Origin of the sequence: Pseudomonas sp. SIMBA_067 (genome assembly GCF_046534675.1) — a bacterium.
In the GTDB taxonomy this organism is placed as follows: domain Bacteria; phylum Pseudomonadota; class Gammaproteobacteria; order Pseudomonadales; family Pseudomonadaceae; genus Aquipseudomonas; species Aquipseudomonas putida.
Map to the genome: position 1 here is coordinate 143,029 of NZ_JAWRYH010000001.1, position 26,586 is coordinate 169,614.

The window sequence follows — 26,586 nt, forward strand, 5'->3', positions numbered from 1 at the left end:
TCAATTATTTAATTTGCTTATCTAATCTTGAATATCATCTTTGTTTCAACATTGCCGACCAACGGCAGGTTGACGAACTGCCGCAGTTTTGCTGTATTGAAACCGGTTTCATCGCTATCACAATAATCATAAGGACCGCCCATGACCGACGCGCCTGCCCATGCCCGCGAACGGGTCACCATCAGCGAAGTAGCGCGTGTCGCTGGTGTTTCCAAGGCCACCGTCTCCCGTTACATCGGGGGCGATCGCCAATTGCTGGCCGAAGCCACGGCCAAGCGTCTGGAACAGGTCATCGAACGCCTCGGCTACCGCCCCAACCAGATGGCCCGCGGCCTCAAGCGCGGCCAGACGCGACTGATCGGCATGCTGGTGGCCGATATTCTCAACCCCTATTCAGTGGCCGTGATGCATGGTGTGGAAACCGCCTGCCGTCAGCACGGTTACAGCCTTGTGGTGTGCAACACCAACCGCGACGACGAGCAGGAGCGTCACCACCTGGTGGCCCTGCAGAGTTACAACGTCGAAGGGTTGATCGTGAACACGCTCGGGCATCACCCCGGCGAACTGCTCAACCTGCAGCGTGACCTCCCCATGGTGCTGGTCGACCGCCAATTGCCCGAGCTGAATGTCGACCTGGTAGGCCTGGACAATGCCGACGCCGTCGAGCAGGCCCTCGACCACCTGCAGGCCCAGGGCTACCGCGACATCCTGGCGGTCGGCGAACCCCTCGATGGCACCAGCTCACGCCTGGAGCGGGTGCAGGCATTCGGCGCGTCGGTCAGCCGCCGGCCCGGCATGCGCCAGCAGGTACTGGAAATCAGCGCCGGGCTGCAGGGCCAACTGGCTACGTTTCTTGCCAGCTGCGGCCATGGCCCGCAAGCCATCTTCACCTTCAACGGCGTTGCCACCTTGGCGGTGACCCGGGCCCTGCACGAGGCCGGGTGCAACCTGTTCGCCGATGTCGGGCTGATCGCCCTCGACGACCTCGACTGGTACCCCTTGGTCGGCAAAGGCATCACTGCGCTGGCCCAACCCACCGAGCGTATCGGTGTGGCGGCATTCGAAAGCCTGCTCGGTCGCCTGCGCGGCGACAACGGGGCAGCCCGGCGCATCGACTTCAAGGCCAACCTCATCATCCGCGGCTCAACCCAACCCCAGTAAGCAACGGCAGGCCCGCGCCTGCTGCTGCCGACTTAAAATGAAACCGGTTTCATAAGGATAAAAACAATGCACCCGAACCCCGTTTCCATCAGCCTCTCAAGCTACGGTGCCGACTTTGTGCGGCAGCGTGGCCAGGAGCAGTTCCTGGACATGCTGGCGGCCGCTGGCGTCAGCCGAGTGGAATTGCGCGAAGAGTTGTTCGCCAGTGCACCGGACGCGGCTGCACTCGGTGCGGTCATCGCCGCACTGCGCCTGGAGTGCCTGTACTCGACACCTCTTGAACTGTGGACCGCGCAAGGCGTGCCTGACCCGCTACTGGTCCGCAAGCTGGAAACTGCCCGGGCGCTTGGCGCTGTAGCGCTGAAGGTTTCCCTGGGGCACTTCGATGCGCACTGCGATGTAACCGCCCTGGCAGCGCTGCTGCCTGCGCAGGGGCCGCTGCTGCTGGTGGAAAACGATCAAACCGCACACGGTGGCAGGATCGAACCGCTGCTGCAGTTCTTCCAGCGTGCCGACACGCTTGGGCTGCGTCTGGGCATGACCTTCGACATCGGCAACTGGCAGTGGCAAGGCGAGCCTGCGCGGCAAGCCGCACGGCAACTGGGCCGTTGGGTGCGCTATGTGCATTGCAAGGCTGTGCAGCGCCGGGCCGATGGTCGCCTGGTTGCCATACCGCCCCAAGCGGCGGACCTGCAGGCGTGGACAGCGCTGATGACCGAGTTCGCCCCCGGCGTGATGCGCGCCGTCGAATACCCCCTGGTTGGCGAAGACTTGCTGGCGCTTACCCGTGCCCAGGTACGCAGCCTGTCTGCATTGGGCGCGAGGGTGGAGGTGGCCCATGCATGAGCATGACGTGCTGTGCTTCGGCGAGACCATGGCCATGTTCGTCGCCGAGCAAACAGGTGACCTGGCCAGTGTCGGTCAGTTCGGCAAACGCATAGCCGGCGCCGACAGCAACGTGGCCATCGGCTTGGCACGCCTGGGCTTCAAGGTGCGCTGGCTGAGCCGGGTAGGCGACGACTCGCTCGGCCGTTTCGTGCTCGACAGCTTGCGCCGCGAAGGCCTTGACTGTTCCGGTGTCGAGGTGGATGCCAGTTACCCGACGGGTTTTCAGCTCAAGGCGCGTTGCGATGATGGCAGCGACCCGGCAGTGGAGTACTTTCGCCGCGGTTCGGCAGCCAGCAGGCTGTCGCCCGTACTGCTGAACCCTGCCTGCCTGCAGGCTCGCCACCTGCACGCCACCGGCATCCCGCTGGCGCTGTCCGACAGCTGCCGTGCGCTGTCCCACGCGCTGGTGGACGCCATGCGCGCAGCCGGGCGCAGCATATCGTTCGACCCCAACCTGCGCCCCTCGCTGTGGCCGGATCAAAACAGCATGGTGCGCGAAACCAATGCCCTGGCGGCCAAGGCCGACTGGGTGCTACCGGGCCTGGAAGAGGGGCGGTTGCTGACCGGCCAGCATACCCCGGCGGACATCGCCGCGTTCTACCTCGACCAAGGGGTGGAACTGGTGGTGATCAAGCTGGGCGATGCCGGCGCCTACTTCCGCAGCGCCAAGGGCGAAGGGCAGGTAGCACCCGTGCCGGTCAGCAGAGTGGTGGACACCGTCGGTGCGGGTGATGCCTTCGCCGTCGGCGTGCTCAGCGCGTTGCTGGAGGGCCGCGCCGTGCCCGCAGCAGTGGCGCGTGGCAACTGGTGCGGCAGCCGCGCCGTGCAGTCGCGCGGCGACATGGAAGGGCTGCCGTTGCGCCACGAGCTGGAGGCCTACTACCTGCGCAGAAGCGCGTGAGCCAGCCAACCCCGAATCACCTGTTGCAACAAAAAAAACAAGCTCAGGAGAACCAAACCATGCAAAGCCAAAGCCTGGCACCTCGCCGCTGGTGGTACGTCATCCCGATTGTGTTCGTCACTTACAGCCTGGCGTACCTGGACCGCGCCAATTACGGCTTCGCCGCCGCCTCCGGCATGGCCGAAGACCTGCACATCACCCCGGTGCTGTCTTCGCTGTTGGGTGCGCTGTTCTTTCTCGGTTATTTCTTCTTCCAGGTGCCCGGCGCCATCTACGCCGAAAAGCGCAGCGTGAAGAAGCTGATCTTCGTCTGCCTGATCCTGTGGGGCGGCCTTGCCACGCTCACCGGCATGGTCAGCAACGTCTACATGCTGATAGGTATCCGCTTTCTGCTCGGGGTGGTAGAGGCCGCCGTCATGCCGGCCATGCTGGTGTACCTGTGCCACTGGTTCACCCGTGCCGAGCGCTCGCGTGCCAATACCTTCCTGATGCTCGGCAACCCGGTGACCATCCTGTGGATGTCGGTGGTTTCGGGGTACCTGATCAAGCATTACGACTGGCGCTGGATGTTTATCATCGAAGGCCTGCCTGCCGTGATCTGGGCGTTCTTCTGGTGGCGCCTGGTGGATGATCGCCCGGCCCAGGTGAAGTGGCTGAGCGATCAGGAGAAGGCGGCCCTGGCGCAGGCACTGGCCGCCGAGCAACAGGGTATCAAGCCCGTGAAGAACTACCGCGAGGCGTTCCGCTCGCCGCAGGTGATCATCCTGGCGCTGCAGTACTTCTGCTGGAGCATTGGCGTGTATGGCTTCGTGCTGTGGCTGCCGTCGATTCTCAAGGAGGCCGCGAATGTGGATATCGTGCAGGCCGGCTGGCTGGCCTCGGTGCCGTACCTGGCGGCGGTGCTGGCGATGGTCGGTGTGTCCTGGGCGTCCGACCGCCTGCAAAAGCGAAAGCGCTTCGTCTGGCCACCACTGTTGATTGCCGCCGTGGCGTTCTATGGCTCGTACGCGTTGGGCAGCGAGCATTTCTGGCTGTCGTACGCGTTGCTGGTGGTTGCCGGTGCCTGCATGTACGCACCCTATGGCCCGTTCTTCGCGATCGTGCCCGAGATCCTGCCGGCCAACGTCGCAGGCGGGGCCATGGCGCTGATCAACAGCATGGGCGCGCTGGGCTCGTTCGGCGGCTCGTGGCTGGTGGGTTACCTGAATGGCGCTACGGGCGGGCCAGGGGCCTCTTACCTGTTCATGTGCGGCGCGCTGCTGACCGCAGTGGCACTTACCGCCGCACTCAATACATCCCAGACGTCTGGCCGGGCCAAGCGCGGTAGCTCGCGGCTGGCCATGAACTCATAGGAAAACTGCAATGAAGAAGCGAATCGTGCTGTACAAACGCCTGTCCGACGACTTGATGGCACGCCTGCAAGAGCGCGTCGAGGTGACCTGGGTGGATACCTCCCAGCCCGATGGCCTGGCCCGCCTGCGCGATGCGTTGCCGGGTGCTCACGGGTTGCTGGGGGCCAGCCTGCGCCTGGATGCCAGCCTGCTGGACCTGGCGCCACAGCTGGAAGTGGTGTCCAGCGTTTCGGTGGGCGTGGACAACTACGATGTTGCCGAACTCAGCCGGCGTGGGGTGATGCTGACCAACACACCTGACGTGCTCACCGAAACCACTGCCGACACCGGCTTTGCTTTGATTCTGGCTACAGCCAGGCGGGTGGTGGAACTGGCGAACTGGGTGCGTGACGGCCATTGGCAGGCCAACCTGGGGCCGGCGCATTTTGGCTGTGACGTGCATGGCAAGACCTTGGGCATCGTTGGCATGGGCCGCATCGGCGAAGCCTTGGCCCGGCGCGCGGCAGCTGGCTTTGGCATGCGTGTGCTGTACCACAGCCAGCGCGCCAAGCCCGAGGTGGAGGCGCGCCATGCGGCACGCCAGTGCAGCCTGGATGAGTTGTTGCAGCAGGCGGATTTCGTTTGCCTGACGGTGCCGCTGAGCGCCAGCACCGAAGGCCTGATCGGCGCACGGGAGCTGGCGTTGATGAAGCCTGAGGCGATCCTGGTGAACATCTCACGCGGGCGCGTGGTGGATGAGCAGGCGCTAGTCGAAGCGTTGCGGGCCAGGCGCATACGCGGTGCGGGGCTGGATGTGTTTGTGCAGGAGCCGCTATCAGTAGACTCGCCGCTGTTGCAGCTCGATAACGTGGTAGCGACACCGCATATCGGCTCCGCGACCGAGGAAACCCGCCAGGCCATGGCGCGTTGCGCGGTAGACAACCTGCTCAGCGCGCTGGCCGGCGAGCGGCCGGCGAATTTGGTGAATGAGGAGTGCAGGACCTGAGAACAAGGGGCTGCACAGCAGCCCCCGTACAATACAGGTCTATCGGCAGTTACCTGCCTTGCGATAGCCCGCTGCCTGCGCCTCACCCTCGTTAGCGAAGGTAACCTGGTTCTTGGCGGCAACCTGGTTATAGCCCGGGCAGCCAGCAGACAGGTGATAAACGTGGCTGTTGCGGTTGCCAAGCACGGCCCCGACTGACTGGACAGTGGCCAGGCTCGGCCTGGCCTCTGCCTTGCTGGCTTTCACCGGCACCGCTTGCGCCACGCCACTGCCAACTGGCTTGTAGTCAGCCGTCCACTTGCGTTCCCCGCTCACGAACGGGTTGGCGTGCCCCATGATCGCGGCAATGCGCCGGTCGCGCTCTTTCTCCCAGGCCGACACCGGGTGCTGTTTGTCCCAGGCCATCAGCAGCTGTTGCTGCTGGCGCGACATGCTCAGTTGGTAACGGTCGAACATGTAGAACGTGGTACGGGCCACCAGGCCTTTGACTTCATCGCGCGGTTCGGCGGCGCGCTGGACGAAGTCGACCTTGGTGGTGCACTGGCCATACTCGCCGGCATTGCCCGCGACCATGCCGTAGTTGAAGTTGCTGCGGTCGCCGTTGACCTCGCCCACGGCCGGGTAGAGGTTGAACAGGTCGGCTTCCATGGCGCGGAACACCGGGTCGTTGTCCACGCAGTGCTCGCGGCCGCCGTTCTTCCAGCACTGGCGCTGGTTGCCGAAGGTGTAGGCGGGCACGATGTGTTCCCACTCGGTGCGCTCGGCGCGGTTCTGTTGCTTGCGGGTCTGGTAGCCGCACGAAGCCGCATCGATGCGGCCGCCGGACTTGCCCACCCAGGTCCACTTGCAGCCGCAGTACAGGTCGCCCATGGCACTGCTGGCCTGGTCCAGGTACACCTTCTGCTTGGCCACCACCTTGGCCTCGGTGAACGTGGCTGGCGGGTTGGCCAAGGCAGGGAGGGTGAAGGAAAACACTAAGGTTACGGCGTAAAGCAGTGATTTCATGGGAAAAACATATTTCAGATTGGGGCGCGCATTGTAATGCTTTCCCCGTCGCTGGCCAGCTCGCTGAGCCATACCAGCGGTCGGCCCGGGTCGTCGCCGGCCATGCGGTTGAACGTGGCTGAGTCGAGCATATCCCTGACCTGAGCGCCCATGCGCAGCAGCCGCTCGATGAAACCGGCACCGACGTCGCCAGAGTCCTCAAGTGAAACGCCGCTCTGGTTGTGCTGTATTGCCAAGTGGTAATGACTGACCCCGGCGCCATTGCCACTGCCGCCCAGCACCACGGTAAAGCGTGGGCCCAGCAGGCCGGCCAGGCGTTGCTGGACCAGGTCGAGCAGTGCGACCGGTACTTCATCGTGGCGCAGTGATGTGGGGAAACAGGGTGTGAACGGAGGCATGAGGGTGTCCTGCTGGGCGGGTTCGGGTGTTGCCCAGCTTAGGCAAGGTGACTGTCAACTTGGGTTAAGCGGGGGTAAAAGCGGGTAATACTCAAACAGGCCCTACGCGGTCCCTGTAGGAGCGGCCTTGTGCCGCGATGGGCTGCGCAGCAGCCCCGGGATTTCAGTGTCATGGCAACAACTTATGGGGCTGCTGCGCAGCCCATCGCGGCACAAGACCGCTCCTACAGGGGCCGTGCATGGCTGGTGTATCAGAACGTCTGCCCCAGCGAGAACTGGAAGATCTGGGTCTCGGCGTTGTCCGGCTTTTTCAATGGCGCCGCCAGGCTGAAGCTCAGTGGCCCCATCGGGCTGTACCAGGTCACACCAACCCCCAGCGACACGGCCATCTGCGCCAGGTCGACGCTGCCGCAGCCCTGGGTGGTCGAGAGGTAGCAGGTGTCGGCATAAACGTTGCCGGCGTCGACGAACAGAGAGCTGCGCAGCTGGCTCTGGTCCTTCACGAACGGCAACGGGAAGATGTATTCGGCGCCGCCGGTAATCAGGATGTTGCCCCCCAGCACGTCGGTGTCGCGGTCGGAATAGTAAGCCTGACCGGCGCTGGCGTAGGTGCCGGTGGCCGGGGTATTGCGCGGGCCGAGGGTGCCGTCCTTGAACCCGCGTACCGAGCCCTGGCCCCCCGCGGTGTAGCTTTCATAGAACGGCAAGCCGTCGGTGGACCCGTAGCCATTGCCATAGCCCAGCTCGGTGTGCAGGCGCAGCGAGGTGTTGTTGGTCACCGGCAGGAAGGCCTGGCCGTTGTAGTCCAGCTTGTAGAACGACAGGTCGCTGCCAGGGGTTGTGGCCATCAGCGTGAGGCTTTGCGAGTGGCCACGGGTGGCCAACACGCCTTTGTTGAGGGTGGATTCCGACCAACCGATCGACGCCTTCAGGTTGTTGAAACTCTTGCCCTCACGGGAGATGAAGTCGTAGATCTCGTCGGCGCTATAGGTACCCGGCGAAATGTCGTCATGCTGCAGGGTCAGGCCGTAGGTCAGGCGCGAGGTTTCGTTGATCGGGTAGCCAAAGCTGACCCCGGCGCCGTAGCTGTTGATCGCATAGTACGAAACGCCATCGTCGTAGTAGTCGCTGTAGTCGGTGGTGTTGTAGAACAGGTTGTAGCCCAGGCTGACACCGTCGGCGGTGAAGTAGGGGTCGACGAAGCCGAAGTTGTACTTGGTCTGGTATTCGCTGCGAGTCAGGCCGATGGACACCTTGTTACCGGTACCCAGGAAGTTGCTCTGGCTGATCGAACCACCGAGGATCAGGCCGGCGCTCTGGGCGAAACCGACGCTGGCGGTGATCGAGCCGGAGGCTTGCTCTTCGACGCTGTAGTTGACGTCGACCTGGTCGTCAGTGCCTGGCACCGGCGGAGTCTCGACGTTGACTTCCTTGAAGAAGCCCAGGCGCTCCAGACGGGTCTTGGACTGATCGATCAGGTAGGTCGAAGCCCAGCCGCCTTCCATCTGGCGCATTTCGCGACGCAGCACTTCGTCTTCGGTCTTGGTGTTGCCGCGGTAGTTGATGCGGTTGACGTAGGCACGCTTGCCCGGATCGACCACGAACATGATGTCGACCGTGTGGTCCTGGTCGTTCGGCTGTGGCACGCCGTTGACGTTGGCGAAGGTGTAGCCTTCGTTGCCCAGACGACGGGTGATCAGCTCGGAGGTGGTGGTCATCACCTTGCGCGAGAACACCTGGCCCGGCTGCACCAGCAGCAGCGACTTGACCTGGTCTTCCGGCACTTTCAGGTCACCGGACAGCTTCACGTCGCGAACGGTGTACTTCTCGCCTTCGTTGATGTTGACGGTGATGTAGACGTGTTTCTTGTCTGGCGTGATGGACACCTGGGTGGAGGCGATGTCCATGTTGATGTAGCCGCGGTCGAGGTAGTAGGAACGCAGCCGCTCCAGGTCACCGGACAGTTTTTCGCGGGCGTACTTGTCGTCGTTCTTGAAGAACGACAGCCAGTTGGTGGTCTTCAGCTCGAACAGCTGGCCCAGGGTGTTATCATCGAACACGTTGTTGCCAACGATGTTGATGTGCTGGATGGCAGCGACGGTGCCTTCGTTGATCTTGATCTTCAGCGCCACGCTGTTGCGCGGCTGCGGCACGACTTCGGCGTCGACCTCGGCCGAATAGCGGCCCTGGGCCACGTACTGGCGCTGCAGCTCGTTACGCACACCTTCAAGGGTGGCACGCTGGAAGATCTCGCCTTCGGCCAGGCCCGATTGTTTCAAGCCCTTCATCAGGTCTTCGGTGCTGATCGCCTTGTTGCCTTCGATCTCGATGCTCGACACCGACGGGCGCTCGACCACGTTGATGATCAGCACATTGCCATCGCGGTTCAGCTGGATGTCCTGGAAGAACCCGGTCTTGAACAGGGAACGGGTCGAGTCCACCAGGCGGCGGTCATCGGCCTGATCGCCGACGTTCAGCGGCAAGGCACCGAAGACACTGCCAGCGGAAACCCGCTGCAGGCCGTTGACCCGGATGTCGGCGATCCTGAAAGGGGAGGCCTGGGCCAACGTGGCTTTCAGCAACAGGATGGAGAGCAACAGGCGCGGGTAGTTCATCGGGGGTTCCAGACAAGCGGATTCGAAGGGGGCAAGCGCGGGCAACCCGCTAGCAGCGGGCGATGAGGATACGGGCGGGCTGTGTACGGCGCGGTTAGCCGAGGGTAAAGATGTGTAAAGTCCGACCGGCCGGCGGTGACAGTGCCGGCCTGGGGGGCGATCATTACAGCCCCTGCAATTGCGATGTCTGGCCCCGATGATCCCTGTGCTGCTGGTCGACGACGACCGCGAACTGACTGAAATGCTCTCTTTGTACCTGGCGCGCGAAGGCTTTCAGACCACTGCCGTGAATACGGGTGAAGAGGGCGAGACCCAGGCGTTGTCCGGTCACTTCCAGGTGGTTGTGCTGGATGTGATGCTGCCGGGTATCTCTGGCATCGAAGTGCTGCGGCGCGTGCGTGCGCGCAGCCAGGTGCCGGTGCTGCTGCTGACCGCGCGTGGCGACAATATCGACCGTATTGCCGGCCTTGAGCTGGGCGCCGATGACTACGTACCCAAGCCCAGTTCCCCGGGTGAACTGGTGGCACGCCTGCGGGCGATATTGCGCCGGGTGCAGCCGCACCCGACGGGCGAGGGCAGTGCGCCCGAACACGTGCGCACGGGCGCATTGAAAATGTGGCCGGGCCGCCGTGAAGCGCACTGGGGCGAAGCCACGCTGGAGCTGACCGGCTCGGAGTTCAGCCTGCTCGAAGCGTTGGCCCGCCAGGCTGGCCAGCTGGTCAGCAAGCAGGACCTGTCACTCAATGCCTTGGGTCGGCCGTTAACCCGTTATGACCGGCGCATCGACGTGCACGTCAGCAGCATCCGGCAAAAGCTCGGCCCGCGCGCCGACGGCAGCAGCTGGATCCAGAGCGTGCGTGGCATGGGCTACATGCTGATAGTCGAATGATGCGCCGGCGCCTGTTCTGGAAGCTGTTCCTGGCGTTCTGGCTGGCCAACTGCCTGACTTTCCTGGTGGGTGCGGGTGCCTTCATGTTCAATGACTGGCGCGGCGATACCCCGGCGCTGCGTTCGCTGCTGGCCACCGAACTGCAGCTACTGCAGCGTTACGGTGAGCAGGCAGGCCGGCAACTGCTGGAGGTGTCACCGCAGCCGCCGGATGTGCAAGTGGGCCTTTATGACAGTAAAGGCCAACTGCTGGCGGGCAGGGCGGTGCCGGTGTCGCGTTTCGAGCAGGCGTTGAGCGACCGCGAGGGTCGCCCGCTGGTGCTGCGTGCGTCGGTGGCCACGGTGCTTGGCGAACCGCCGCGCCCGCGGGGCATGGGCCCGCTGTTCACCGGCACGCTGATGAGTGCGCTGTTTGCCTTCCTGTGCAGCCTTTACCTGACTCGCCCGTTGGCCTGGCTGCGCGAAGCCATGGCCCAGGTGGCCCAGGGTAGGTTCGATGTGCGCGTGAAGCCCAGGCTGGGCAAGCGGCGCGACGAGATTGTCGAACTGGCCGAGGACTGCGACCGCATGGCCGGCCAGCTAAAGGCCCTGGTGCAGGCGCAGCAGAACCTGCTGCACGATATTTCCCACGAACTGCGTTCACCGCTGACCCGCATGCATGCCGCCATCGGCCTGATGCGTCAGCAACCCGACCGACATGACATGCTGGAGCGGGTGGAGCGCGAGTCACGGCGCATGGACGACCTGATCGAGCAGCTACTGACCTTGGCCCGCGCCCAGGCTCGGCAGGGCGACAGCGACTTTGCCAGTGTGGATGTGGTAGACCTGCTGGCGCAGATCGTTGAAGACGCCCGTTTCGAGGCAGGCATGAAGCAGTGCCAGGTGTCCCTGCAAGCCCAAGGCGCGTTTCTTATCCATGGGCATGAAGAGTTGCTGTACCGGGCGTTCGAGAACATCATCCGCAACGCCGTGCGCTACACCGCCGCCGGCACGGAAGTGTTGGTGCAGGCTGCGCTGGCACCGGGCGGGCAATGGTTCCAGGTCAGTGTCAGCGACCACGGTCCGGGCGTAGACCCGGCGCGGCTGAAGCGCATCTTCGAGCCGTTCGACCGAGGTACCGACAGCAGCGACGATGGCTTTGGCCTGGGCCTGGCGATTGCCCAGCGGGCCATCGCCCTGCATGGCGGCTGCATCACCGCGCTGGCCGCAACCAGCGGCGGGCTGCGGGTGCGCATCGAGCTGCCGCAAGCCCGCCCTACTTGAAGCCGGTTACCGCATGGGGGACGTAAGGGGCCTGCAAGCGCGCCACCTCGGCCTCGCTCAGCTGCAGTGACAACGCGCCCAGTGCATCGTCCAGGTGGGCGGGCTTCGAGGCGCCGACGATAGGGGCGCTGACGCCGGCCTTACCCAGTACCCAGGCCAGCGCAACCTGGGCCATCGGCACGCCCCGTTCGCCGGCGATCTGCTCGACCACGTCGATCACCCGGCCGTCTTCCACCTCGGTCTTTTCATAGAACGACTGGCCGGATACATCGCTGCGCGTGCGTGCGGTCTGCTGCCCGTGCGGCCGTGTCAGGCGCCCGCGGGCCATCGGGCTCCAGGGCATCAGGCCGACCCCCTGGTCCAGGCACAGCGGGATCATTTCGCGTTCTTCTTCGCGGTAGATCAGGTTGAGGTAGTTCTGCATCGACACGAAACGGCTCCAACCGTTACTGGCCGCCACCTGCTGTGCCTTGGCGAACTGCCAGGCGTACATCGACGATGCACCGATGTAACGCGCCTTGCCGGCCCTGACCACGTCGTGCAGGGCTTCCATGGTCTCCTCGATGGGGGTGTGGTAGTCCCAGCGGTGGATCTGGTAAAGGTCGACGTAGTCGGTGCCCAGGCGGGTAAGGCTGGCGTCGATGTTGGCCATGATCGCCTTGCGCGACAGGCCTTGTTCATTGGGCCGGCTGGCGCCTTCCCACATGTTGGCCGGGAAGAACACCTTGGTGGCGATCACGGTTTCTTCGCGACGGGTGAACTCCTTAAGCAGTTTGCCGAGGATGATTTCCGAAGTGCCGGCCGAATAGCTGTTGGCGGTGTCGAAGAAGTTGATGCCTTGCTCGACGGCATGGCGAATGATGGGGCGGCTGGCGTCTTCGCCCAAGGTCCAGGGATGAGTGCCGGCGTCGGGTTCGCCGAAGGTCATGCAGCCCAGGCACAACCTGGAGATGTCCAGCCCGGTGTTACCCAGCTTTACGTATTGCATCGTCGTCTCCTTCAAGGGCGTTAGTGATGGAGTTAGCCTAACGCGGGCAGCCTTGCGCGAAAATTCCATATTGATGCAGGTCCAGTCCGCAAAAATTCACAAGCGCAGCAGTGGCCGCACCTGTTGCTGGAGGAAGTCGGTAACTGCCTTGATCCGTGGGGTGGCGCGCACGTCCTCATGCACTGCCAGCCAGATTTCGATGCTCATGGTCTGCTCGGGGCTGCCGGCTTCTTTCAGGCCGTGCTCGTGCGCCATGAACGCGGGCAGGCAGGCGATTCCGATGCCGCCGGCACAGGCTTGAGCCTGGATGCGCAGGTCATTGCTGTGCAGCGCAAAGGGCTGCTGGCCGGCTTGCCGGTTCAGCCATTGTTGCTGTGGGGAACTGGCCTGGGACTCGTCGTAGCCGATGTAGCGCCAGGCCGCCGCGCTGGCCAGGTAGCTGGCCGAGGCGTACAGCCGGTAGTGCAGGTGCCCCAGCAGGCTGACCACCAAGGTCGGTTCTGTGGGCCTGGCCAGGGCGATGCTGATGTCGGCTTCGCGGCGGGCCAAGGATGCCTTTGATTTGCTGCCCACCAGCTTCAGGCGCAACTGTGGGTAGCGCTGGTACAGCTCGCCCAGGCGCCGGGCGACGATGCTGCCGAGCAGTGCCGGTGGTGCCGACAGCACCACTTCGCCTTCTACCGCCTGTTGGCCGGCGCTGGCGAAATGTTCAAGGGCGAAGGAGGACAGGGTCATTTGCTCGGCAAGTTCGGCAACGCGTCGGCCTTCGTCGGTGAGCACATAGGCGCGGGGACGCCGGTCGACCAGCTTGAGCTTGAGCGAGGCTTCGAGCGAAGCGATGCGCCGGGCCACGGTGGCGTGGTCGACGCCCAGTGCCTTGGCGGCGGCGGACAGCGAACCGGCCGAGGTGAAGGCAGAGAAATGACGCAGGTCTTCCCAATCGAACATGAAGGGCTCGGCAGTGGCTTGTGCGGAAGGGGGTAGGGTAGCGTTTTCTGGGGGGCACTGTGGATTGCGGCGGGTTGGAGATTTTGGGGCTGCGCTGCAGCCCCACATGGCTGGCCTCAGTGGCCGCCTTTCATCCGTCGCGCCATCAGATAGATGCCCAGGCCAACCAGCGCAGTCGCGGCGCCGATATAGCCAGTACTGGTCCAGCCCATGCCCGCAGTAATCGCCATGCCACCCAACCATGGCCCCAGAGCATTCGCCAGGTTGAATGCGGCATGGTTGGACGCTGCAGCCAGGCTCGGCGCTTCATGGGCAATGTCCATCAGGCGGATCTGTAGCGGCGCGGCCAGGGCAATCATGGTCCCCACCAGGCCGATACCCAACAGCAGGCTCCACAGCGCCTGGGCGGCGAAGGTGAAGTACAGCAGCACTGCGATCGACCACACCAGCACCAGCCCCACGGCGCGGAACTGCAGGCGGTCGAACAGTTTACCGCCGGCAATGTTGCCGACGATGCCGCCCACCCCGAACGCCGCCAGGCCGAACGGAATCCACTGTGGCGATACCTGGGTCACTTGCAGCATGGTCGGCGCCAGGTAGCTGAACACCGTGAACATGCCGGCGAAGCCGATCGAGGCGATGGCCAGCGCCATCCACACCTGCGGCAGCGTGAAGGCTTGCAATTCCTTGCGTGGGTCGCTGCGCACTTCGTCGTGGCGCTGCGGCACAAAGCGCCACACCAGGGCGATGGTGCACAGCGCGATGGCGCCAACCAGCACGAACGCCGAACGCCAGCCGAAAAACTGGCCCAGGTAGGTTGCCACCGGGTTGCCGAGCAGCATGGCCAAGGTCAGGCCCATCATCACCCGGGCAACCGCACCCGCCCGCTGGTCCTTGGCCACCATGCTCGATGCCACCACTGCGGCAATGCCGAAGTACGCGCCGTGCGGCAGGCCGCTGATGAAGCGGAAGGCAACCAGGCTGCTGAACGAGGGGGCGAAGGCGGTCGCCAGATTGCCAAGGGCGTACAGTGCCATCAGCAGCAACAGCATGTGCTTGCGCAGCAGCCGGGCGCCCAGGATCGCTAGCGTCGGGGCGCCAACCATCACCCCCAGTGCGTAGGCACTGATGGCATGGCCCACCTGGGGCTCGCTCAATTGCAGGTTGCTGGCGATGTCGGGCATCAGGCCCATGATGGCGAATTCGCCGGTGCCGATGGCAAAGCTGCCCAGCGCCATGGCGGCCTCCATCTTCGCGACGGTGCCTTTAGTGGGGAGAGGGGGTATTTCCTGGACTGACATCTGTATCCCTTTTGAAACATGCTGAAACGTTCAAGGCGGGATCATAGTCAATATTTGCCGGCAACGTCGAGGAAGCTGACCGGCTTGGGGCTTTTGGCCCTTTCTGCGTGCGGTCTTGAATGGCCGCTCGACGGTTTCATCACTGGGCTACCGGGTGGAGTACAAAAGTACTCTACTTGGATTTCCGGCACACAACAGCGAGCGCATAACTGAAATGCCGGGATGTTATGGCAAGCCGTACGCCTGCTCTTTTAGACTGCCGCCTGCGTGCGCCGACATCCGGCCCGCTTGGTCGATAAGGTTGCTTTAGTGAATGCTGGCGTACGTTTTCCCGGGCCTTTGGGCATTTTCTGGCTGGGCCTGCTGCAAATCCTGGTGTGGGGTGGTTCGTTCTTCCTGCTGGCGGTGATGGGCAAGCCAATCCTGCGCGAGACTGGCTGGGACAGCGGCTGGGTGTATGGGGCGCTGTCGCTGGGCCTGATGGTTTCGGCGCTGCTGGCGCCGCTGTCCAGCCGCCTGGTGGCGCGTTATGGCGGGCGCTCGCAACTGGCCGCCAGCGGTGTGGTAGTAGGGCTGGGCTTGCTGGTGGTTGCCAACTGCCACAGCCTGCTGGTGTTCCTGCTGGCCTGGGTGATCATTGGCGCGGGGATGGCAATGGGGCTGTATGAAGCGCTGTTCGCCACCCTCGGTGCCTTGTATGCGGAACGGGCAGGGCGGGCGATTACCGGTATCACCCTGATTTCGGGGTTTGCCACCACCATCACCTGGCCGGTGGTGGCCCTGGCCATCGAGCAACTGGGCTGGCGCACGGCGTGTACGGCTTATGCGCTGGTGCTGATCGTTGCCGTGGCGCCGTTGTACCTCTGGGTGTTGCCGGCAGGCCAGCCCGCACACAAGGCCCAGGGCGTGACGGCGACGAGCAATCTGCCTGTGGACCGCCGCCTCTATTGGCTGCTGACTGCAATCTTTGCCATTGGCGCGATCATCATGACTGCCGTTTCGGTGCAGCTGGTCGCAGTACTGCAGGGCCAGGGGCATTCGCTGGCGGCTGCCATTGGCCTGAGTGCCTTGCTCGGGCCGAGCCAGGTGGCATCGCGGGTGCTGCAGATCATCGCCGGCAAGCGCCACCCGATCTGGACTGCACTGGTGTCATCGGTGCTGGTCGCCGTCGGCCTGACGCTGGTGGCCGTGGCGCCCGGCGTGACCGCGCTGGGCCTGCTGCTGTATGGCTGTGGCAATGGCCTGCGCGCCATTGTCAGGGGGCTGCTGCCGCTGGCCCTGATGCCGCCAGCCCAGTATGTTGCGCTGATGGGCAAGATGTCGCGCCCCTCGTTGGTTGGCCAGGCACTGACGCCTTTGGTGGGTGGCTACCTGTTCCAGCACTTCGGCGCGACGGGGGTACTGGCAACGCTGTCGGCGCTGGCATTGACCAGTGTCGTGCTGGTGTTGCTGGTGATGCATGGCCTGCCGCGGCAAACGGCGTGATCAGGCGCTACTCATTTGGCTAGCAAGGACGATAAAGATGTCGGATGCATTACGTAACCAGTTGCTTATCGATGGACCGGCCGGCCAGATCGAACTGCTGATCGACCACCCGGCCGGGCCGCCAAAGGGGGTGGTGCTGGTCAGTCACCCACAACCGCTGCTGGGCGGGAGCCCGCGCCATATTGTGCCGCTGACCCTGGCGCGGCAGCTGTGCGCAGCCGGTTGGCAGGTGGTGCGGCCGAGTTTTCGTGGGGTAGGGCAGACACAAGGCGCGCACGACGAGGGCATCGGCGAAGCGCAAGACTGCATCGCGGTCATCCGTCACTTCAGCCGGGAGTTGCCGGAGCTGCCAATAGCCTTGGTAGGGTTTTCTTTTGGTGCCTATGTGTTCGCCCGTGTGGCCTGTGCGCTTGAAGGGCAGTTGCAGGCAGTGGCGTTGCTGGGGCTGCCGGTGGGTGATGTACCGGGCGGGCGCTATTACGAGCCATTGCCGGTGCCTGCGGATTGCCTGCTGCTGCATGGCGAACAGGATGAAATGGCGCCGCTGGCCAACCTGTTGCAATGGGCAGGCCCGGGGCAACGGGCGGTGTCGGTTTATGCAGGTGCCAACCACTTTTTCAAGGGCTGCCTGGGGCGGGCGGCTGAGCAGGTGATCGTCCATCTGGCGTTGAAAACCGCACTACCCTAGAACGGCTGCGGTGGTCTGGCACCGGCGTTGCCGGTGTTCGCGGCTGAAGCCGCTCCCAAATTGATCGCACTGGCTTCAAGGCATGCGCCGTACCTGTGGGAGCGGCTTTAGCCGCGAAAGGGCCGGAGCAGGCTAGCCTCACCGCTCCAGGTAATGCGTCTGCGCAGCAAAGTCGATGAACCGCTTGCTGGCCAGCGACAGGTATTCCCCGGAGCGCCAGCACAATCTGAAGCTCATCTGCTGCGCGGGCCGGAACGGCACCCCGACGATGCCCGGCGTGCGCTGCTGGACCGAGCGCAGCAGGGTCGCCACGCCCATGTTGTCCAGCGCGGCCTGCACCACCAGCGAGACGAAGTTGCTCTGCAACGCCACCTGGTAAGTAATGCCATGCTCGGCGAAGAACGCGTCCAGAAGGTGACGTTGAACGAACGTGCGGTCGAACACGACCATGTCGGTATTGCGCAGGTCTTGCGCCGTGAGAAAGGCTTTGCCGGCATAAGGGTGGTCCGGGTGCATGCACGCCAGCATCTCGTCACTGCCCAGCAGGATCGATTCCTTGTCGGGGGGCACGCGCCTGGACTCCAGCAATGCCAGGTCGATTTCCCGTTGTTCCAGGCGATGGCCAATGTCCTCGGCACTGCCTTCGAACACGGTCATGGCAATGCCTGGAAACAGCTGGCGGAAGGCGTTCATCAATCCCGGTACATAGTGCAGGCCGAACATGGGCGGGATGCCCAGGCGCACTTCACCGCGTTTCAGGTAGGCCATGTCGCGCAGCTCTTGTCGGGCAACATCCATCTCGCGCAGCGCCGACGCAATGCGTGGCAGGAACTGTTCGCCCTCGGCGGTAAGGATGACTTTGCGCGTGGTGCGGTTGAACAGGGTCACGCCCAGTTCTTCTTCCAGACGGGTTACGGCCATGCTTAGCGCAGGCTGGGCGATGTGCAAATGCTGGGCAGCCTTGGTGAAGCTGCCTTGGCGCACGATCTCGACGCAGCAGCGCAATGCCTTGAGGTTCATTAGGTGTTCTACCATTCATAACGAACTGTGATGCTAAGCATCATAACAATATATTTATTATTATTAACCAGAGGGCCTACGATGCGCGCCACTGAGACATCCTGCAATATCTCAGTCACGCAGCGTAATAATGCTGCAATCCCACAAAGATTTTGAGGTAGTACCCCAAATGGCCAAGGCCGCCGATGTCGTTGTGCAATGTCTGGAAAACGAAGGTGTCGAGTATGTGTTCGGCATTCCTGGTGAGGAAAACCTCGACCTGCTCGAATCCCTGCGCAAGTCGAAGATCAAGCTGGTACTGACCCGTCACGAGCAGTCTGCAGGTTTCATGGCTGCCACCTACGGCCGACTGACCGGCAAGACTGGCGTCAGCCTGTCCACCCTCGGCCCTGGCGCCACCAACCTGGTTACCGCCAGCGCCTACGCCTACCTGGGCGGCATGCCGATGATGATGATCACCGGGCAGAAGCCGATCAAGAAGTCCAAGCAGGGCCGCTTCCAGATCATTGACGTGTGCGGCATGATGGACCCCATCACCAAGTACACCCACCAGTTCGCCTCGGCCGACAACATCCCGGCCCGCATGCGCGAAGCCTTCCGCCTGGCTGAAGAAGAAAAGCCGGGTGCGGTACACCTGGAACTGCCGGAAGACATCGCCGCCGAGCAGACCGACGCACTGCCGATCCCGCGCAGCCTGCACCGCCGTCCGTTGGCCGAACACGTGGCCATCGAAGCTGCAGTCGAGAAGCTGAAGACCGCCCGTAACCCGATTCTGGTGATCGGCGCTGGCGCCAACCGCAAGATGACCGCCAAGGTCCTCAAGCAACTGATCGACAAGACCGGCATCCCGTTCATCACCACCCAGATGGGTAAAGGTGTGGTCGATGAGCGCCACCCGCGTTTCCTCGGCAACGCTGCGCTGTCGTCGGGTGACTTCGTGCACCGCGCCGTCGAAGCGGCCGACCTGATCATCAACATCGGCCACGACGTGATCGAGAAGCCGCCATTCTTCATGGTCCGTGGCGGCACCGAAGTCATCCACATCAACTTCCGCTCTGCCGAAGTCGATGCGGTGTACTTCCCGCAGGTGGAAGTGATCGGCGACATCGCTAACGCCGTGTGGCAGATCAGCGAAGCGCTGAACGACACGTCGCACTGGGACTTCACCCGCCTGATGGCCATCCGTGAAGCCAACGAAGCGCAGATCGCCGAAGGCGCTGACGACAACCGCTTCCCGGTCTACCCGCAGCGCATGGTTGCGGACATCCGTCGCGTTCTGCCGTCCGAAGGCATCGTTGCCTTGGACAACGGCATCTACAAGATCTGGTTCGCCCGTAACTACAAGGCGCACAAGCCGAACACCGTGCTGCTGGACAACGCCCTGGCCACCATGGGCGCCGGCCTGCCATCGGCCATGGCCGCGCACCTGGTGCACCCGGACCGCCCGGTGATCTCGGTGTGCGGCGACGGCGGGTTCATGATGAACAGCCAGGAGCTGGAAACCGCTGTACGCCTGGGCATGCACATCACCGTGGTGATCCTGCGTGACGATGGCTACGGCATGATCCGCTGGAAGCAGGCCAACATGGGCTTCACCGATTTCGGCCTGGACTACGGCAACCCGGACTTCGTCAAATACGCCGAAGCCTACGGTGCCAATGGTCACCGTGTGGAAAGCGCCGAAGGCCTGCTGCCGCTGCTGGAACACTGCATCAAGACCCCAGGCGTGCATGTTATCGACTGCCCGGTCGATTACAGCGAGAACGACCGCATCCTCAACAGCGAGCTGCGTGAGCGCGCGCTGGCGGTGTAAGCCCTGAGGTACGGCGCCAGCGCAAGGCTGGCGCCTTTCCCTGAGGAGCGGCCTGGTATCGCCTTTCAGCGATCCAGCAGGCCCCGCAGGCTGGCCAGGATGCTGTTGGCGTCGTAAGGCTTGCGCGCTACGGGGACGCCCTTCAAGTGCTCGGGAATGCTGATGCCATCGCCGTAGCCTGTGGCAAACAGGAATGGAACCTGACGGCGTACCAGTTCATCGGCCACGGAAATGGATGTGCCGGTGCCCAGGTTGACATCCAGTATCGCAACGTCCGGTGTGCGGCGGGCGAGCAATTGCATTGCCTCGGCTTCGGAGTTGGCGGTGATCACGTCTTTGATTTGAGCATCGTTGAGAATCTGCTCCAAGCCGACTGCAATCACCAACTGGTCTTCGAGGATCAGCACGCACAAGCCCGCCCGTGTTGCAAAGGTATCGCCTACGCGGGCCAGGACCGAGGCCGGGATGGCTGGCTCGAAGGTGTCAGCGACGGTCAGGTGCTTGTCAGGGATCCTGAAAACGCCTTGCAGGCCTTTGGGGTAATATTCCACCGTGCTGGTGCCGCCCAGGTCGAACGGGATACTGCGGTCGATCAGTACCGAGCCAAAGCCAGTGCGGCTGGGCGGGCGTACCGTTGGCCCGCCACTTTCACGCCAGCTGATGACGCAGGCGCTGGCGGCGTCGATCGCCCAGCTCACCGCAAGCTTGCCGCCGGCCCGCGACAGTGCACCATACTTGGCCGCATTGGTGGCAAGCTCGTGGAGCACCAGGGCCATCACCGAGTAGGCGCGCGCGTCGAGGATGACGTTCGGGCCCTGCAACTCGATCACGCCGGCAGCAGTGCGATAGGGTGAAAGCTCGGCCTCCAGCAGCATTGCCAGGCGGCCGCCACCATCCCCACGCACCACTTGGTCGTGGGCCAGTGACAATGCCTGGATACGTCCTTTGAGGGTGGCCACATAGTCCTGGAGGGTCTGGCTCTCGGAGGTCGGGTGGGCAACCAGCGCACCAATCAGTGACAGGATGTTCTTGACCCTGTGATTGAGCTCCTCGTTAAGGATGCGCTGGCGCACTTCAGCCTTCGAGCGCTCGCTGGCCAGCAGCTCGCTGTTGTGCAGCACCACTTCGACGATGGCGGTGCGGATGGCATCGCCAAATTGGCGGTCCTGTTCGGTCCAGGGCAGCGACTGCTGGTGAACGGTTTCTTTCCAGATGGCAAAGCTTTTGCGCGGCGTCAGGCGATCGCCCAGCGCGCCGCTGTCGTAAGTTTTGTTCGGGTCCCCGGCCCAGTCGAGCGTCTCGATGACCTCCTTGCGAAAGAAGATCAGGTAATCCCTCGGCTGTTGCGACATCGGTATGATCAGCACGCCGGATACGTCGCTGAAGTACGCCTGGGCAGAGGGAAGCACCATCGACAGGCGGTTGGACGCCCAGATGCGGCCATCGGTGACCATATCCGCCAGGCGCAACAGGTCGGGCACGGCAGCTTTGGGCACTGCCAGCCCGGCCGATGCCCAGCGGCCTTGCAACGACATGCCGATGCCATCGCAGGGGATCAGCGACATCAGCCGCGGCAGGCGTGAGTGGAAGAACCCATCGATGTCCGCTGACTGGTTGGCATTGCGCACGATGGTGTCCAGTGCTTTGTGAACCCGTACGGCGGCTTCGAGTTTTTGCCGGCTGCGCAGGGTCTCGATATGCAACGCGAAGAACTCGCCGAACATTTCGGCGGCCACCCGCTGCCCCATGGCCAGAGTACGCGGTGCGTAGTGGTGGCAGGCGATCAACCCCCATAGCTCGCCGTTGACGATGACCGATATCGACATGGAGGCGCCCACGCCCATGTTGCACAGGTACTCGCAATGGACCGGCGACACGCTGCGCAGGTGCGCGTAGGACAGGTCGAGCGGTTCGCCTGACGGGTCAAGGACCGGCTCGATGGCGACCGTTTTGAACTGGGCGTCGGAAATCACCCGGATCGGGTTGCGCAGGTAAAGCGCTCGGGCCTGCTGCGGGATGTCGGAGGCGGGGAAGTACTGGCCCATGAAGCTTTCAAGGTCGCCACGTTTGGCTTCGGCGACCACCTTGCCGGCACCGTCTGCGCCGAGCTGGTAGATCATCACCCGGTCGTAGCCCAGTACGGCCCGGACAAAGCGGGCAGCGTCGCGGAACAATTTGCCGGTCTGGTCGATTTCGCGCAGCTGCGCAATCAGGGTACGGGCCAGCTCGATGGGCTCGGCGATGCTGGCGCCGGCCGGTTCGAACTCCAGGATGGCCGTACCTTTGAACAGGTGGGCGGCGATATCGAAGGCCTGGCCGTTGGGCAGCATCACGCTGAAGCTGAGTGCAGGACGCGAGGCTTCGCGGGTACGGGCCAGCGCGTTGCGCAGGGCATGGGCTACCTCGTCCCCTAGCACCGCGTGCAGCTTCTGGCCGTTGATATCGCCCGCCAGGCCCAGCATATGCGGAGCGTTGACCGAATGGCGCAGGACCACTGTCGCGGATGCATCACAGGCCAGCAGGCAGCCGTGGGGCTGGATGCTGCCAGGGATCTGGATGGGTTCGCGGTCGCAGTTGGTCAGGTTTACTTGTGGGTCGAAGGTCATTTGGCCCGTGCCTAAGGGTAAAGAGTAGGCTGCCAGGACGGCCGCCATCGTCAGCCTAGCAGGCATTGTCCGCCTTGGGCATTGCCGGGTGGTTGCCTTTTCAGGCTGATGGGGTCTCCCCCCGTTCATCTGCGAACCCCAGCTCCCGTATGAACATCGAAAACAATTCGGGGTGAGACGAGATGTTCAGCTTCGCGTACAGGTGGCGCCGGTGCACCTTTATGGTTTCTGGCGAGATACCCAGCCGTTGCGCCATCGCTTTCGACGAGTAGCCGCGCAGGATAAGGCGGGCGATTTCCAGCTCCCGCTCGGACAACAGGCCTTGGGCAAACCTGGCCAACGCATCGCCAACCGGTGCCTGCACGGGCACCGGCACGCCACTACGCGCCCAGTGCTGCCCAAGCAGCGCCAGCACCCAGGCACTGATCAGGTTGAGCTTGCCCAGCTCTGTTGCGTCGAAAGCGCGGCGCATGCCCAGTGACAGCGACAATACCCCATCGGGCAGCTGCAACAGGAACTGGACTTCGTCGACCAGCACATGGTCCTGAAAGTAGTTCTGGTAATAATCCGTTTGCCAGAAATGGTCTGGCGCCACTTCTTCCAGGTGGTAGCAACCACTGGCCAAGCCTTCGCGGGCGGCCTGGTAGAAGGGGTCGAGCAGATACAACCCGTCGAGGTACAGCTCACCCGCTGCGGGCGCTGGCGCTGCATCGTATTCCTCCAACACTTGTGGGGCGCCTTGGGGAGGGAAGTGCATCGCCAGCGCGTTGTCGAACGGCACCCAATGCCTCAGCACCAGGATCAGCTGACGCCAGAAGCGCGGGCTGCCAATCTGCTCGATCGTTCTGGCCAGCGCGGTGTGGCCGGCAACCACATGAAAGAGAATTTCCACGACAGCGTCCTTGAAAGAAGTAGCGCATTGGCACCCGCTTTGCCTCAGCTGTCAACCGGGGGTACCCCTTAGTGGGAATTGTCCTGGCGGGTGGCGCCGCATAGATTTCATATCTATCAAGCGGGCCGTCGAGCTCGCCACGTTTCGCTTACTGGTTCTGCCTCTGACACTAACAACAACGTGAGGATGAACAAATGACGTCCTGTAGTGCACCCACCCCAAAACTTAAACCGACGCTGAGCGTCGCAGATGTAGTCGCCATCACCGTGTCTTCGGTCACACCCGCAAGCTCCGTCTTCGTCATTGCGCCCTTTGCTATCGCCCAGGCAGGTACAGGTGTGATTTGGGCCTTCGTGCTCGGTGGTGTGCTGGCGCTGATGTTTGCGCTTTGCTATGCCGAACTGGGCCGCGCGCACAGTGCGGCAGGGGGTGAATACGTGTTTGCCAAGCGGGTATTTGGCGGGATGGCAGGTTACGCCACTTTCCTTACCGTGCTGGCGATGCTGGTGTTCATTCCACCGGTCTTGGCCACGGGGGCAGCCACTTACCTGAATGCAGCGCTCGGCACCCAGCTTGACGGGCAGACGGTGGCCTTGGTGATCGTGGCACTGGGCTATTTGCTTGGCATCCTCAACATCAAGCTCAACGCGTGGGTCACCGGCATTTGCCTGTTTCTTGAGGTGGCGGCACTGATGGTGATCGTGGTGTTGGGCTTTGGCCACGCCCAGCAACCGGTCAGCAGCCTTGTCAGCCCGCTGGTACTCGATAACGGGATACTGCACGCGGCGCCCTGGGCGCTGGTGATTGGTGCGGTGGGCACTGCGCTGTTCTCTTTCAACGGTTATGGCGGCGCCGTGTTGCTGGCCGAAGACATGAAATGTGGCGGGCGTGGTATTGCCAAGGCAGTTTTGTGGTCACTGGTGCTGGTGCTGGCCATCGAAGTGATCCCGCTGGTTGCGCTGCTGGTGGGTGCACCCTCGCTTGAGGCAATGCTGGCCAGCCCGGACCCTATCGGCTACCTGCTGACGGCCCATGGTAACGAAACACTCTCGCGCCTGGTCAGCGCCGGGATTTTCCTTTCGGTGTTCAATGCCATCATTGCCCTGGTCATCCAGAGTGGGCGGGTGATCTACAGCAGCGGGCGGGATGCGTTGTGGATGCCGACCCTGAACCGCGCCTTCACCCGCATTCACCCCAAGTGGGAGTCGCCATGGCTGGCCACGCTGTTCCTCGCCGTGCCTTCCGCTGCCTTGACGTTCAGTTCCAACCTGTCGGAGCTCACGTCCTTCACCGTGCTGCTGATCCTGTGCGTGTACCTGGTAGTCGGGCTGTGCGCGCTGTTCAGCCGCGTGCTGCGCCGCGACCGTGAGCACCCTTACCGGATGCCACTGTGGCCACTGCCGGCCTTGGTTGCGGTGACCGGGGCCGGGTACCTGTTGACGACCCTGTTGAGTACGGCTTCAGCCCGGGACATTTTCATCATTCTTGGCATTCTGCTTACCTCTGTGTTGCTGTACGGCACGTATGGCAAGTTGAGCCCGGCCTTCCAGAAACTTTGAGCGAGAGACAAGATGCGAGCACGCGATTTCGGTATCACGCTGGGCCTTGGTCGGCCTGGCCCCCACAACGCTATTACCGATGTGCCGGGTGTACGGGTTGGCCACGCCACCCTGGACAAGCACCATAACGGCAAGCCTGTACGCACCGGTGTCAGTGTCATCGAGCCCCGCGAAGGCCCGGCGCGCCATCAACCGTGCTTTGCCGGCTGCCACGTGCTCAATGGCAATGGCGACGCCACAGGCCTGGAGTGGATTCGTGAGGCGGGCCTGTTGACGACAGCCATTGCCACCACCAACACGCACAGCGTCGGCGTTGTGCGCGATGCACTCATCGCCCATGAGCATGCGACCCTGGCGGACGCGTCGACCTACTGGTGCATGCCGGTGGTGATGGAGACCTACGACGGCGTGCTGAACGACATCTGGGGGCAGCATGTGAATGCGGAACTGGTTCAGCAAGCGCTGGGGGCGGCCCGTGGCGGGCCTGTTACCGAAGGTGCGGTAGGCGGTGGTACCGGCATGATCTGCCATGAATTCAAAGGCGGGATTGGTACTGCGTCGCGGGTATTGCCGGCAGAGCAGGGTAGCTGGACGGTGGGTGCCTTTGTCCAGGCCAACCATGGCCAGCGTCGCGAGCTGCGGGTGGATGGCTATCCCGTAGGGCGGGTGTTGCTCGATTTGCCCTCGCCATTTGATCAGCAGGACACTCCTGGCATGGGCTCGATCGTGGTGGTACTGGCCACTGATGCACCGTTGCTGCCGCATCAGTGCCAACGGCTGGCCCAACGTGCTGCGCTGGGTATTGCCCGCACGGGCGGCGGCACCGATGACTCCAGTGGCGATATCTTCCTGGCATTCTCGACGGGGAATACCGGGCTGGCGCCTGCCGACTACAATCGCCGCGATCTGCCGAGGACAGCGCAAGTGGCGATGGTCAACAACGACCATATATCGCCGCTGTTCGCGGCGGCAGCCGAGGCGGTGGAAGAGGCTATTGTCAACGCGATCCTGGCAGGCAGGACCATGCAGGCAGAGGATGGGCGAGAGGTGCCGGGCCTGGACGGTAAGCGGTTGCTGGCGGCCCTTGAGCAAGTGGGTTGGAAGGCTCAGGGTTGACGTAGAAAGAGAATCGCTTGAAGACAAGCCACGATCAATGGTCTCATCCCGCGCCTGAGCCAACTGGTATTGAACGATGAACCGCCCGCTGTTTGTTTCCATTGATGGGCCCAAGGGTACCGGCAAGACCACGCTGCTGGAGGCCGTCACTCAAGCCTTGCGGCTGGACGGGAACAAGGTGATCCGCCTTTGTGAAAGAAAGAACGACCCTTGCCGGGGCGAGACCATGGCCCTGGTCAACCAGCTTGCCAGAAGCCCATGCCGGGACCTGGAGTTCAAGGTGTGCGAGCGCTTTGCAGAGAGCCGCGCCTGGATTTCCCGGCATGTGCTGCCCAGGCAGCCAGCTGACAGCATCATTTTGATTGATCGCTGGTACCCCTCTGACGCTGCGTTTCGCCGCACGGTGCCGTTCGACCAGATCTTGCGCCTGAATCTCGAACGAAACGTGCAAGTACCGGATTTGCATGTCGGGGTTGTCACAGCCGCTGAAACCTCATGGGCACGGGCCGCAGCGCGTACGCGTGGGCTGGGCAGTACGGTGATCCACAACCTGGATGAACAGGTGGCCTGTACCGAGGCGTTCGAGCGTGCTGTTGCAGCGCACGGCTGGGTGCTGTGCCGCAATGAAGGGACGATCGACGAGGCAACCCGGCAGGTGGTTGGGGAGATTCAGGGCGTGCTTGCACGCATGCGAGCTGTGCCAGCAACGTGATA

22 protein-coding genes are annotated in these 26,586 nt (G+C 63.2%); 13 read left to right on the forward strand and 9 right to left on the reverse strand.

Annotated elements, in window-relative coordinates:
* Positions 1 to 141 precede the first annotated feature (141 nt).
* The 5 genes from ptxS to SB765_RS00680 all read left to right on the forward strand — a co-directional run bounded on the left by ptxS (position 142) and on the right by SB765_RS00680 (position 5,287).
* Positions 142 to 1,161: a transcriptional regulator PtxS gene (ptxS, locus tag SB765_RS00660; protein WP_410930768.1), complete on the forward strand. Its 1,020-nt coding sequence runs from the start codon at positions 142 to 144 to the stop codon at positions 1,159 to 1,161.
* Between the two features lie 66 nt (positions 1,162 to 1,227).
* Positions 1,228 to 2,007, forward strand: a complete 780-nt coding sequence (locus SB765_RS00665) for a sugar phosphate isomerase/epimerase family protein (protein WP_341795633.1) — start codon at positions 1,228 to 1,230, stop codon at positions 2,005 to 2,007.
* The gene (locus tag SB765_RS00670) at positions 2,000 to 2,950 is read left to right on the forward strand and encodes a sugar kinase (protein ID WP_410910697.1); all 951 of its coding nucleotides are present in this window, start codon (positions 2,000 to 2,002) and stop codon (positions 2,948 to 2,950) included. The genes SB765_RS00665 and SB765_RS00670 overlap by 8 nt, the downstream gene beginning before the upstream one ends.
* Before the next feature lie 59 nt (positions 2,951 to 3,009).
* Positions 3,010 to 4,302 (forward strand): MFS transporter, encoded by a 1,293-nt coding sequence (locus SB765_RS00675; protein WP_410930769.1) that lies wholly within the window; start codon positions 3,010 to 3,012, stop codon positions 4,300 to 4,302.
* Between the two features lie 10 nt (positions 4,303 to 4,312).
* Positions 4,313 to 5,287, forward strand: coding sequence for a 2-hydroxyacid dehydrogenase (locus tag SB765_RS00680; RefSeq protein WP_341795630.1), 975 nt, complete (start codon positions 4,313 to 4,315; stop codon positions 5,285 to 5,287).
* Positions 5,288 to 5,326: 39 nt separating this feature from the next.
* Here SB765_RS00680 and SB765_RS00685 read toward each other — a convergent pair whose 3' ends face one another.
* The 3 genes from SB765_RS00685 to bamA all read right to left on the reverse strand — a co-directional run bounded on the left by SB765_RS00685 (position 5,327) and on the right by bamA (position 9,305).
* Complete coding sequence (locus SB765_RS00685) at positions 5,327 to 6,292, reverse strand: endonuclease (protein WP_410930770.1); 966 nt, start codon at positions 6,290 to 6,292, stop codon at positions 5,327 to 5,329.
* 14 nt (positions 6,293 to 6,306) lie between these two features.
* Positions 6,307 to 6,690 (reverse strand): hypothetical protein, encoded by a 384-nt coding sequence (locus SB765_RS00690; RefSeq protein ID WP_341795628.1) that lies wholly within the window; start codon positions 6,688 to 6,690, stop codon positions 6,307 to 6,309.
* Between the two features lie 251 nt (positions 6,691 to 6,941).
* Complete coding sequence (gene bamA, locus SB765_RS00695) at positions 6,942 to 9,305, reverse strand: outer membrane protein assembly factor BamA (protein ID WP_410930771.1); 2,364 nt, start codon at positions 9,303 to 9,305, stop codon at positions 6,942 to 6,944.
* Positions 9,306 to 9,501: 196 nt separating this feature from the next.
* On the opposite strand from bamA, the gene SB765_RS00700 reads away from it, so the two are divergent.
* A complete protein-coding gene (locus SB765_RS00700; protein WP_410912705.1) occupies positions 9,502 to 10,194 on the forward strand; it encodes a response regulator in 693 nt (230 codons plus the stop codon).
* On the forward strand, positions 10,191 to 11,456 hold the full coding sequence (locus SB765_RS00705) for an ATP-binding protein (protein ID WP_410930772.1): 1,266 nt from the start codon (positions 10,191 to 10,193) through the stop codon (positions 11,454 to 11,456). The genes SB765_RS00700 and SB765_RS00705 overlap by 4 nt, the downstream gene beginning before the upstream one ends.
* On the opposite strand, the gene SB765_RS00710 is transcribed toward SB765_RS00705, so the two are convergent.
* The 3 genes from SB765_RS00710 to SB765_RS00720 all read right to left on the reverse strand — a co-directional run bounded on the left by SB765_RS00710 (position 11,449) and on the right by SB765_RS00720 (position 14,693).
* Entirely contained in the window at positions 11,449 to 12,444 is a 996-nt protein-coding gene (locus SB765_RS00710; RefSeq protein WP_341795625.1) for an aldo/keto reductase, read from the reverse strand. The two genes, SB765_RS00705 and SB765_RS00710, sit on opposite strands and share 8 nt — an antisense overlap.
* A 96-nt stretch (positions 12,445 to 12,540) precedes the next feature.
* The gene (locus SB765_RS00715; protein WP_410930773.1) at positions 12,541 to 13,392 is read right to left on the reverse strand and encodes a LysR family transcriptional regulator; all 852 of its coding nucleotides are present in this window, start codon (positions 13,390 to 13,392) and stop codon (positions 12,541 to 12,543) included.
* A gap of 116 nt (positions 13,393 to 13,508) precedes the next feature.
* Positions 13,509 to 14,693, reverse strand: a complete 1,185-nt coding sequence (locus tag SB765_RS00720; protein WP_410930774.1) for an MFS transporter — start codon at positions 14,691 to 14,693, stop codon at positions 13,509 to 13,511.
* 360 nt (positions 14,694 to 15,053) lie between these two features.
* Between SB765_RS00720 and SB765_RS00725 the strand changes: the two genes are divergently transcribed.
* Positions 15,054 to 16,178 (forward strand): MFS transporter, encoded by a 1,125-nt coding sequence (locus tag SB765_RS00725; RefSeq protein WP_243055441.1) that lies wholly within the window; start codon positions 15,054 to 15,056, stop codon positions 16,176 to 16,178.
* 37 nt (positions 16,179 to 16,215) lie between these two features.
* A complete protein-coding gene (locus SB765_RS00730) occupies positions 16,216 to 16,866 on the forward strand; it encodes an alpha/beta hydrolase (protein ID WP_410930775.1) in 651 nt (216 codons plus the stop codon).
* A gap of 138 nt (positions 16,867 to 17,004) precedes the next feature.
* On the opposite strand, the gene SB765_RS00735 is transcribed toward SB765_RS00730, so the two are convergent.
* Entirely contained in the window at positions 17,005 to 17,886 is an 882-nt protein-coding gene (locus SB765_RS00735) for a LysR family transcriptional regulator (protein ID WP_410931050.1), read from the reverse strand.
* 169 nt (positions 17,887 to 18,055) lie between these two features.
* Between SB765_RS00735 and SB765_RS00740 the strand changes: the two genes are divergently transcribed.
* Positions 18,056 to 19,699 (forward strand): acetolactate synthase large subunit, encoded by a 1,644-nt coding sequence (locus SB765_RS00740; RefSeq protein WP_410930776.1) that lies wholly within the window; start codon positions 18,056 to 18,058, stop codon positions 19,697 to 19,699.
* A 65-nt stretch (positions 19,700 to 19,764) separates the two neighbouring features.
* Here SB765_RS00740 and SB765_RS00745 read toward each other — a convergent pair whose 3' ends face one another.
* Together SB765_RS00745 and SB765_RS00750 are read right to left on the reverse strand one after the other, a co-directional pair.
* Positions 19,765 to 22,305: an HWE histidine kinase domain-containing protein gene (locus SB765_RS00745; RefSeq protein ID WP_410930777.1), complete on the reverse strand. Its 2,541-nt coding sequence runs from the start codon at positions 22,303 to 22,305 to the stop codon at positions 19,765 to 19,767.
* 100 nt (positions 22,306 to 22,405) lie between these two features.
* Positions 22,406 to 23,197 carry a response regulator transcription factor gene (locus tag SB765_RS00750; RefSeq protein WP_410930778.1) on the reverse strand — a complete coding sequence of 264 codons (792 nt, stop codon included), beginning with the start codon at positions 23,195 to 23,197 and terminating at the stop codon, positions 22,406 to 22,408.
* 194 nt (positions 23,198 to 23,391) lie between these two features.
* Here SB765_RS00750 and SB765_RS00755 point away from each other — a divergent pair, with 194 nt between their 5' ends.
* From SB765_RS00755 to SB765_RS00765, 3 genes are all read left to right on the forward strand, one after another.
* A complete protein-coding gene (locus SB765_RS00755) occupies positions 23,392 to 24,756 on the forward strand; it encodes an APC family permease (RefSeq protein WP_410930779.1) in 1,365 nt (454 codons plus the stop codon).
* A gap of 12 nt (positions 24,757 to 24,768) precedes the next feature.
* Positions 24,769 to 25,872, forward strand: coding sequence for a P1 family peptidase (locus SB765_RS00760; RefSeq protein ID WP_410930780.1), 1,104 nt, complete (start codon positions 24,769 to 24,771; stop codon positions 25,870 to 25,872).
* Positions 25,873 to 25,948: 76 nt separating this feature from the next.
* Entirely contained in the window at positions 25,949 to 26,584 is a 636-nt protein-coding gene (locus SB765_RS00765) for a dTMP kinase (RefSeq protein ID WP_410930781.1), read from the forward strand.
* Positions 26,585 to 26,586: the final 2 nt, after the last annotated feature.